This is a genomic window from Vibrio sp. YT-16 (assembly GCF_033337405.1).
In the GTDB taxonomy this organism is placed as follows: Bacteria; Pseudomonadota; Gammaproteobacteria; order Enterobacterales; family Vibrionaceae; genus Vibrio; species Vibrio alginolyticus.
Genome location: NZ_JAWOQQ010000157.1, coordinates 1 through 1,049 on the forward strand (window position 1 = coordinate 1; position 1,049 = coordinate 1,049).

The window sequence follows — 1,049 nt, forward strand, 5'->3', positions numbered from 1 at the left end:
TCTTCTTGTGGTGCAGCTTCAACGTGGCTACCGCCTGCGGCGATGATCGCTTCTTCAAGCACACGTAATGCGAAGTCAATCTGTTCGAATGAAATGATAAGTGGTGGAAGGAAGCGAATAACAGAACCTTCGCGGCCGCCTTTTTCAACCATCAAACCACGCTCAAGCGCAGCACGTTGAATCGCTAGGGTCAACTGACCGTCAGCAAGAGGTTCACCAAACTTGTTAAGCTCGCCGTTAGGATTCTTGATTTCAACGCCTAGCATCAAGCCTTTGCCACGAACTTCAGCAATACAGTTAACACGTTTTTGGATGCTTTCAAGACCAAAACGTAGGTATTGGCCAGCAACGTTCGCATGCTCAACAAGGTTGTCACGTTGGATAATTTCAAGCGCTTTAGCACCTGAAACCATTGCAAGTTGGTTACCACGGAATGTGCCCGTGTGCTCGCCTGGCTTCCACGTATCGTGTTGCTTATTGATCACAAGCAGTGACATTGGCAAGCCGCCGCCAATCGCTTTAGAAAGACACAATACATCAGGCACGATACCCGCTTCTTCGAAAGCGAAGTTGTAACCAGATTTACCCACACCACACTGAATTTCATCAAAAAGCAGTAGGATACCGTGCTCATCACAAATACGACGTAGTTCGCGCAACCAGAATGCTGGAGCAGGAATTACACCGCCCTCACCTTGTACTGGCTCTACGATGATCGCAGCAGGTTTCATGATACCCGCTTCATCATCGTTCAATAAACGCTCGATATAACGAAGACTTGCTTTCGCACCTTCGTCACCGCCAAGACCAAATGGACAGCGTAGGTTGTATGGGAAAGGCATAAAGTGCACATCTGACATTAAGCCAGTACGACGCGCTTTTGTTCCTAAATTACCCATCATGCCCATCGTACCGTTTGTCATACCGTGGTATGCACCACGGAAAGCAAACATGGTATTACGACCTGTCGTTTGTTTCGCTAGCTTGATCGCAGCTTCAACCGCATCAGCACCCGATGGTCCACAGAACTGAATAACACAGTTATCGCC

The 1,049-nt window shown here is 48.2% G+C and carries 1 protein-coding gene; it reads right to left on the minus strand.

Going from position 1 to position 1,049, the window contains the following annotated elements; all coding sequences use genetic code 11:
- Positions 1 to 1,049, minus strand: a 1,049-nt coding sequence (locus R7F07_RS25445) for a diaminobutyrate--2-oxoglutarate transaminase family protein (RefSeq protein ID WP_318110701.1), incomplete at both ends; no start/stop codon positions are given.